Genomic DNA, 7,806 nt, shown 5'->3' on the forward strand with positions numbered 1-7,806 from the left:
GGGGCTCGTCGCCCCCGGCACCGCCCTGGCCGGCCCCCGGGACGGCGCGCCGACCGGGCCCGCGGCGGCGCCGGCGAAGAAGGCGCCCACGTCGGCGAACGGCTGGTCCCTGGAGAAGGAGGCCAACCACGTCTCCACCGTGTGGACGCGCCCGGTGTCCGGCACCGGGCTGGAGGTCGACGTCCGGATCGGCGACGTGGAGGCGATCCTGCTCCACGTCGTGCGGCGCTACCACTACGAGGTCGAGCAGCTTCCCGGCGTCGACCTCGCGGGCTGGCAGCCGATCGGCGGCCTGAAGAAGGGCGCGCCGGAGTCGAACCTCGCCTCCGGCACCGCGGTGCGGATCCGTCCGGGCGCCGGCGCGAGCGGCTCGCTCTTCCCGTTGCAGGTGCTGACCGTGCGGGACATCCTCGCCGACTGCGAGGGCGTGGTGCGCTGGGGCGGCGACGACGACCCCGTCGACGAGTCGCTGTTCTACATCGGCCTCGGCCCGGACGACGACCGGGTACGGAAGGTCGCCGACCGGTTCCGCGTCCAGGAGGTCACGCCCGGCCTGGGCGCCGGCGTCACCGTGGACGTGCTGGCCCCGTCCCGGCGCGAGCGCGCGAAGCGCCTGCACCGGGAGCAGCGGTCGCACTGACCCGGCGGCACGAGGGGGCCGTCCCGTCACCGGTTCCGGTGACGGGACGGCCCCCTCGTCGTATACGGGCGGCGCGGTCAGCGCCGCAGTGCCTCGACCGGCTGGATGCGGCTGGCCCGCCAGGCGGGGTACAGCCCGGCGAGCAGCCCCGTGCCCAGGCCGATCGCCGGGGCGCCGGCGGCCACGGCCGGGTGGAGCACCGGCGTCCAGTCGCGGACGACGGCGACCCCCAGCACGGTGAGGGCGCCGAGCGAGGTGCCCACCAGGCCGCCCAACGTGCCGAGCACGACGGACTCGGTGAGGAACTGGCCGGTGACGTGCCGGCCGCGGGCGCCGAGCGCGCGGCGCAGTCCGATCTCCTGGGTGCGCTCCAGGACGGCCACCAGGGTGGTGTTGGCGATGCCGACGGCGCCGATCACCAGGCAGATGCCGGCGAGCAGCAGGAACAGGGTGTCGAGGTCCCCGGCGACGTGGGAGCGCAGCGTCTTCGGGTCGGGGGGCGGTGTGGCCTTGAAGTACTCGGGGTGCGCGGGGTCGAGGGCCACGGCGGCCTCGTCGGCGACCTGGGCGGCGGCGCCGACGCGGGTCGACACCAGCATCTCGGCGGTGCCCTTGGGGGCGCCCCACACGTCCTCGGCCACCGTGCGCGGCACGACGACCGACAGCAGCAGGTCCGCCTTGCGCCGGACGTCGTCGACGATGCCGATGACGGTGAACGCCTCGTCGCCGACGAACACGGCCGGCTCGGTCTCCAGTGAGGTGATGCCGAGCTGCGCGGCGGTCCCGGCCCCGATGACGGCGACGCGCTGGCGGTTCCGGTCGTGCCAGGAGTCGAAGGTCCGGCCCTGGGACAGGGTGGGGTCCGCGGCCCGGAGCGCCCCGGCGGAGGCGGCGACGACCTGCACGGCGCGTCCGGACGCGGCGCGGGCCACGGGCGCGGAGTGCACGGTGTCGCCCTGGCCCGGTTCGACGGTCCAGTACACGCCCGCGTCCTCGACGCCGTTGAGGCGGCCCACCCGCGCGTCGGCGTCGGCGGGGAAGGCGAGGTCCACGAACTCGTTCTGCTCGCGGGCGATGTCCTCCACCACCACCTCGGTCGCGCTCAGCATGTCGAAGCGGTCGTCGATCTGGGCCGAAGCGGTCGCGGTCAGGCCGAGGACGGCGACGAAGGCGCCCACCCCGAGGACGGTGCCCAGGGAGGTGAGGGCCGAGCGCGCGGGGCGTTGCAGGACCCCGGCGAGGGCCTCGGCCAGCAGGTCGCGCACGGCGAGCCGGGACAGCGGGACGGGACGGTGCCGTACGGTCTCGCCGCGCGGCCTGCGGAGCCGCACCAGCAGGTCGGTGCCCTTCACCGCTCCCCCCGTCCGACGGCGCCGCCGGGTTCGCTGAGGACGCCGTCCCGGATGGTCACCGTGCGGTTGCCGCGTGCCGCCACGGAGGGGTCGTGGGTGATCAGCACGATCGTCATGCCGTCGGAGTGCAGCTCCGCGAGGAGGTCGAGGACGGCCGCGGCGGTGGCGCTGTCCAGGCTGCCGGTCGGTTCGTCGCACAGCAGCAGCGACGGCCGGGACACCAGCGCCCGGGCGATCGCCACCCGCTGGCGCTCGCCGCCGGAGAGCGTCGACGGCAGGGCGTCCAGCCGGTGGCCGAGTCCCACGCGCCGCAGTGCCTCCCGCGCGCGTTCCTCCCGCAGATCCCGGTCCTGGCCGCCGTAGAGCATGGCCAGGGCCACGTTCTCCCAGGCGGTGCGGTGCCGGAGGAGGTGGAACGCCTGGAAGACGAAGCCGATGCGGCGTCCGCGCAGCGCGGTGCGGTCGGCGTCCCGGAGCGGCCCGGTGTCGACGCCGTCGAGCAGGTAGGTGCCGCTGGTCGGCTCGTCGAGCAGTCCGATGACGTTCAGCAGCGTGGATTTCCCGGAGCCGGAGGGGCCCACGACGGTGAGGAAGTCGCCCGGCCGGACGACCAGGTCGGTGCTGGTGAGCGCCGTGACGGGCGGGGGGCCGGGGTAGGTCATCCCGACGCCGCGCAGGTCGATGACCGCAGGGGCGGGGCCGTCGGCGGTGGGTGACGGGCCGGCGGTGGGTGACGGACCGGCGGTGGGTCGTGTCCGCGTCACTCGGCTGCCCCGTCCGCGCGGTCGGGGCCGGCTCCGGTGACGACGCGGTCCCCTTCCGCCAGCCGTCCGCGTTCGGGCCTGACCTCCACCCAGCCGTCCCCCGTCGCCTTCGTGGTCACCGGGACCCGGCGCCGGGTGCCGTCCTCGTTCAGCACCTGGAGCGTCGTCCGGCCGTCCACTCCCGCCGACACCGCGGAGACGGGCACCGCCAGCACCTCGTGGTCGGTCGAGGCCGCCTCGACGGTCAGCCGGACGCCCTGTCCGGCGAGCCCGGAGTCGAGTTCCCCGTCCGGCTCGACGACCATGGTGTAGCCGGGTTCCGCGGCCGACTGTGCGGCCGCGTCGGCACCGTCGCCCCCTCCTTGCGGGGTGACGCCGTCCGCCACCGACACGACCTCGGCCGGGTAGCGGTCGCCGGTGATCTCGGACAGGATCTCCACGCGCTGCCCGACCCGCACCAGGTCCTTCTGGTGGGGTTTCAGTACGCCGCTGACCACCAGGTCCCCGGCGGTCACGGTCAGCGCCTTGTCGGACACCTCCGCGCCGACCGCGACGGGCAGGCTCTCCAGCCGGGCGGGGAAGCCCTGGAGGAAGACGACCTCGGACACGGGCAGCATGGGCCCGGACGCCTCCTGCACGTCCGCCAGCGTCCGCCGGGCCCGGGACAGGTCCTCCTCGGCGCGGGTGACCTGTCTGGCCGGGCCCTTGTCGCCGTCCTCGGCGCCGGCCAGGGCGTCACGGGCGTCCTGCAGCCCGCGTTCCGCCTCCGTCACGGCGTCGCGGGCATCGCTCAGGGTGGCCTCCCCCTCCCGCGTCGCGGGCAGCGGTTCGTAGCCGAGGTCCGCGTACAGGCCGGTCAGCGCGTCCTTGGTGCCCGTGCCGAAGTGTCCTTTCCGGTCCCCCGCCGTGGAGTGGCCCAGCCGGCTCAACGCCTTCTGCAACTGGGCCACGTCGTCGCCCCGCATGCCGGGCCTGAGGTCCCGGTACACCGGGAGGCCGCCCTGGAGCGCGATGAGCGGCCGTCCGGAGACCTCGAGGAGCACCTTCCCCGCCTCGAAGGACGCGCCTGCGGCCACCGGCGTCTTGGTCACCACCAGCCGGCCGGCCGCCTCCCCCGCGGCGGTGGGCGTCACCTGGACCGACTGCTCGGCGGTCACCGTGCCGCGCAGGATCACCGAGTCCTTCAGGACCCGCCGTTCCACCGGGGCGCTCAGCACGCTGGGCGGCGGTGGCGCGGAGTCGGCAGCCGCCTGTGCGGGGGACTTGATGACCTGTGCCGCGGCCGTGGCGGAGACGGTCAGCAGGGTCGCGGCGACGGCGACTCCCGCGGCCCAGCGTCTGCGGCGGTTCATCCCTTGCACTGGCGGCTGCCTTTTCTCATCCGTGGTCGGGTGCGGGTCTCAGTGGTTCCGTCCGGCGGTCCGGAACGGCATCAGGTCCACTGGAACGAGGCGTTGTTGTTGTAGGTGTTGTCGAGGTTCCGGCTGTACGGGGTGGGGATGCCGGGCTGGAAGCCGTCGTAGGCGCCCTGGAACCAGCTGTTGTAGTACACGCGCGCCCCGTACGAGGTGTGCGCGTTCGTCGCCGACGCCGCGTTGTTCTTGATCCCCTGGCCCGCGCCGTTCCCGGTGCCGCTGCAGAAACGCAGCGGGTGGTCGGTGGCGTCGCTGCCGTCGAAGATGTCGGTGGCGGCGAAGTTCCCGTGGGCGTAGCCGAGCTTGCGGTACGCGCCGGAGACGCCCGAGTTGTAGCGGAAGGTGAACTTGAACGCGCCGTTGGAGCAGGCGTCGGCGGACAGCAGGTTCTTCTGTTCTCCCACATTGGCCATGGCCGTGCCGGGGGAGAACACGACGGTGAGGGCCGCGATCGCGGCCACGATCCCGGCGGTGACGGAATTCTTCATGCGCATGATTTCTCGATTCCCTGAGTACGCTTACCGGTTTTCGCTCAAGACCACTTGAAGGAGGCGTTGTTGTTGTAGGTGTTGTCGAGGTTCCGGCTGTACGGGGTCGGGATGCCGGGCTGGAAACCGTCGTAGGCGCCCTGCCACCAGCTGTTGTAGTAGACGCGCGCCCCGTACGAGGTGTGCGCGTTCGTCGCCGACGCGGCGTTGTTCTTGATGACCTGGCCCGCGCCGTTCCCGGTGCCGCTGCAGAAACGCAGCGGGTATTCCAGGTCGGTGTCCGACGACCCCACCGGCTGGTACATGTCGGTGGCCGCGAGGTTGGCGTGCGCGTAACCGAGCTTGCGGTAGGCGCCGGCCATGTTCGAGTTGTAGCGGAACGTGAACTTGAACGTGCTTCCCGAGCAGGCGGAGCTGGAGAAGTAGTTCTCGTTCTCACCGGAGTTGTAGGCGCTCGCGGTGCCCGGGGACGCCAGCACGGCGGCGGTGGCGGCGGTGACGGCCACGAGAGCGGCTCTGATGCGCATGTCTCATCCTTCTTCGTCGAGTATTCGTGACGCACGCTTCACGGCTGCGGCGAGGTCGGACCTGGCCGTACCGAGCCGTTCCGCGTTCTCTTCGATGAGGTCGTTCTGGAGGTCGACCTCGGCCCGGTACCAGGTCCGTACGACCTGGTGCTCCTCACGGCAGGCCAGATCGGCCCCGGCCGTGGCCAGTTCCAGTGCGCCCGCCTTGTCCGTGGCGAAGCGCGGGTCGTCCACGGCGTCCATGGGCTTGCCGTACTCGTATCCCTTGTCCGCCATGCAGGCGGACCATCCGCTGAAGGACTTCTTCACCGCGGGGTCCTGCTGCGCCTTGACGTAGGCGGTGTTGCTGAGGTCGCTCGCCAGGGTGGACTGCGGCCTCAGGTCCCCCATGAGCTTCCGGTAGGCCTCCCCGGCGCACCCGCCCTCGGGGACGTCCTTCGCGGAGGCGTTCGCCTGCCCGCCCGTCATCACCGCTTCCTCGGCCGGGGTGAGCCGGGTGCTCTCCATGGCCACGCGCTCCTGCTCCCGCACGGCCGCCATGTCGACGGCGGGTTTGTAGCCGTACTGGGCGACCACCTTCCCGTCGTGGATGCCGTACCGGAGGTCCGTCAGGGACTCGGGGCCGAACTCCGGCATGGGCGGCGCCGGTTCGTAGGAGAAGCCGTAGCGGGCCATGCAGGTGACGAGAAGGGATTCCCGGGCGTCGGTCAGCATCTGCTGCTGTTTCTCGTCCGGCATGTAGGACTGCAGCGGCAGCGTCCAGGTCTTGGGGTCGTCACCGGACGAGGCGCCCCGCGCACCGTCCGGCGCGTCCCCGCCCGGGGAACAGGCCGGGACGCACAGGACGGCCGCGACGAGAACGCCGGCGGCGCGCACCCGCCCCAGAACGCGATTCAACGGGACTCCTTAAAAACGGACTTATCAGGTACATGCCATAAGGCACGGAGGATCCGGACGGCACCCGGCCCGCCGGACACGGCACGAGGAAGAGGAAGAGAGGGAGGGGGGAACGAAGGATGAGCGCGGCACGGCCGGAACGGTCACACGTCTCGGCACCGCAAACGAACGAAAAGACCCCCCACTACCCCCTGAGCAGCCCGGACGCGGTCCCGTCGAGGCGCGAGCCAGTATAGGAAGATCATCTTCCGCTCGACCGGGATCGTGTCCCACATCACAGGAAGGGTCACCTTCAGTAACCTCTTGAGGTTAGGCTAACCTAATCGCGTTTCAGGCCATCGGCCCCGCACGCACGAAAGCAGACCCGCCCATGTCGAACGCCAGTACCGCCCGCTTCTCCCGTCGGGGACTGCTCGCCGCCGGTGGCGCCCTCGGACTCGGCGCCGTGCTCGCGGCCTGCGGGGACGGCGACGCGAAGGACACCGGCTCGGACAAGGGGGCGACTCCCGCGAAGTCCGGCCCCTGGTCCTTCAAGGACGACCGCGGCACCACCGTGAAGCTCGACAAGGTGCCGACGAACATCGTCGCGTTCACCGGTGTCGCCGCCGCGCTGTTCGACTACGGCATCGAGGTCAAGGGCGTCTTCGGGCCGACCAGGACGACCAACGGCAAGGCCGACGTCCAGGCCGGCGACATGGACGTCAGCAAGCTGACGATCTTCGGCAACAAGTTCGACAGCTTCAACGTCGAGCAGTACGCGGCCTTCCAGCCCGAGGTGCTCATCTCCACGACCTTCGACGACGCCGGGACGCTCTGGTACGTCCCGGAGGCCTCCAAGGACAAGATCGCCAAGCTCGCCCCGAGCGTCGCGATCTCCGTCTACGACCTCCAGATGCCCGAGCCGCTGCGGCGCATGGCCGAGCTGGCCGAGTCGCTGGGCGCCGACATGAAGGCCACGAAGGTCGTCGAGGCGAAGAAGAAGTTCGAGGCCGCCGCCGAGCGGCTGCGCAAGGCCGCGAAGGCCCGCCCGGAGATCAGGGTGCTGGCCGGTTCCGCCGCGCAGGACGTCTTCTACGTCTCCGGCTCCAACTACTCCATCGACCTGGAGTACTTCAAGGCCCTCGGCGTGAACCTGGTGGAGCCCCCGGAGGAGGCCAAGAAGGCGACCGGCGGCTGGTTCGAGACGCTGAGCTGGGAGAACGTCGACAAGTACCCGGCCGACGTCATCATCATGGACGACCGCGCCTCGACCATCCAGCCCGCCGACATCACCGAGGCGACCTGGAAGAAGCTCCCTGCGGTCAAGGCCGGCCAGGTCATCTCCCGCTCCCCCGAGCCGATCCTGTCCTACGACAAGTGCACGCCGCTCCTCGACAACCTCGCCGAGGCCATCGAGAAGGCCGAGAAGGTCGGCTGACCGCACCCGCCGGGCCCCCTCCCTCCACGGAGTCACACGTGACCACCGCCGTAGCCGCCCCGTTCCGTTTCTTCGCCCTCCAGGTCGTGACGGCGAGGCGGCTCGGCCCGTCCCTGGTCCGGGTCACCTTCGCGGGTCCCGACCTGCGGGACTTCCGTTCCGACGGGCGTGACCAGTCCCTGTCGCTGTTCCTGCCGCATCCGGGGCAGAGCGAGCCGGTCGTACCGCTCGAACTGGGCGACGAGTGGTGGCGGGGGTGGCGCGAACTGCCCGACGACGTGCGGGCCGTGATGCGCTCGTACACGC

Annotated in this window: 9 protein-coding genes; 3 read left to right on the plus strand and 6 right to left on the minus strand. The window is 71.7% G+C overall.

Features of this window, described 5'->3' with window-relative positions; all coding sequences use genetic code 11:
* Positions 1-640 (plus strand): hypothetical protein (locus tag B7767_RS26545; RefSeq protein ID WP_256923578.1); only part of this gene is annotated, 640 nt, incomplete at its 5' end.
* A gap of 77 nt (positions 641-717) precedes the next feature.
* Here the strand turns inward: B7767_RS26545 and B7767_RS26550 are convergent.
* The 6 genes from B7767_RS26550 to B7767_RS26575 form a co-directional block, all read right to left on the minus strand.
* Positions 718-1,992: an ABC transporter permease gene (locus B7767_RS26550; protein ID WP_373408243.1), complete on the minus strand. Its 1,275-nt coding sequence runs from the start codon at positions 1,990-1,992 to the stop codon at positions 718-720.
* The gene (locus B7767_RS26555; protein WP_085574405.1) at positions 1,989-2,654 is read right to left on the minus strand and encodes an ABC transporter ATP-binding protein; all 666 of its coding nucleotides are present in this window, start codon (positions 2,652-2,654) and stop codon (positions 1,989-1,991) included. Before B7767_RS26555 ends, B7767_RS26550 begins: the two co-directional genes overlap by 4 nt.
* 98 nt (positions 2,655-2,752) lie before the next feature.
* Complete coding sequence (locus B7767_RS26560; protein WP_085574400.1) at positions 2,753-4,108, minus strand: peptidoglycan-binding domain-containing protein; 1,356 nt, start codon at positions 4,106-4,108, stop codon at positions 2,753-2,755.
* A gap of 80 nt (positions 4,109-4,188) precedes the next feature.
* Positions 4,189-4,665, minus strand: a complete 477-nt coding sequence (locus B7767_RS26565) for a hypothetical protein (RefSeq protein WP_256923579.1) — start codon at positions 4,663-4,665, stop codon at positions 4,189-4,191.
* 38 nt (positions 4,666-4,703) lie between these two features.
* Entirely contained in the window at positions 4,704-5,186 is a 483-nt protein-coding gene (locus tag B7767_RS26570; protein ID WP_085574401.1) for a hypothetical protein, read from the minus strand.
* 3 nt (positions 5,187-5,189) lie between these two features.
* Entirely contained in the window at positions 5,190-6,083 is an 894-nt protein-coding gene (locus B7767_RS26575; protein ID WP_143652646.1) for a hypothetical protein, read from the minus strand.
* Positions 6,084-6,453: 370 nt separating this feature from the next.
* On the opposite strand from B7767_RS26575, the gene B7767_RS26580 reads away from it, so the two are divergent.
* Together B7767_RS26580 and B7767_RS26585 are read left to right on the plus strand one after the other, a co-directional pair.
* Entirely contained in the window at positions 6,454-7,500 is a 1,047-nt protein-coding gene (locus tag B7767_RS26580; protein WP_085574403.1) for an ABC transporter substrate-binding protein, read from the plus strand.
* Positions 7,501-7,538: 38 nt separating this feature from the next.
* Positions 7,539-7,806, plus strand: a 268-nt coding sequence (locus B7767_RS26585) for a siderophore-interacting protein (protein ID WP_179167294.1), incomplete at its 3' end; no start/stop codon positions are given.

Origin of the sequence: Streptomyces sp. 13-12-16 (assembly GCF_002114215.1) — a bacterium.
Classification (GTDB): Bacteria; Actinomycetota; Actinomycetes; order Streptomycetales; family Streptomycetaceae; genus Streptomyces.